Genomic DNA, 394 nt, shown 5'->3' with positions numbered 1-394 from the left:
GGTGAAGGCTCCTGCGCCGTCTGTGGTGCGGAGTGGCCCGCTGGTGAGGGCGGTGCCGTGTCCACCGGGTGTTGCGGAGTAGGTGCCGGGGGTGGTGTAGGCGGCGACGTATTCGGTGTTGGCGTTGATGGGGACGGGTTGGTTGAAGGTGGCGGTTTGCCAGCCGGCGGTGGTTTCGTTGGTGAAGGTGATGGTGGCCAGCTGCTGGCCGGAAGCGGTGAAGAGGGTGCCGGTGTGGGTGCCGGTGTTGCTGGCGGCTTTGTAGAAGCGGACCCCGGTGATGGTCCCGGCGGTGGTGCTGCTGAAGCGGACGCCGAGGGTGAGGGGGACGCCGTCGTTGATTTCGTAAATGCCGGGGGTGACGGTGTCCTGGAAGAGGGTGCAGGGGCAGGTT

General features: G+C 66.8%; 1 protein-coding gene. It reads right to left on the bottom strand.

The genetic code is table 11. The features are described 5' to 3' along the window. Positions 1 to 394 (bottom strand): DUF4082 domain-containing protein (locus ACU18_RS19010; RefSeq protein WP_157407882.1); only part of this gene is annotated, 394 nt, incomplete at both ends.

Origin of the sequence: Arthrobacter sp. ZBG10 (genome assembly GCF_001238605.1) — a bacterium.
In the GTDB taxonomy this organism is placed as follows: Bacteria; Actinomycetota; Actinomycetes; order Actinomycetales; family Micrococcaceae; genus Arthrobacter.
The sequence above is the reverse complement of the archived record's forward strand: the minus strand, read 5'-3'. Positions and strand labels throughout refer to the sequence as shown.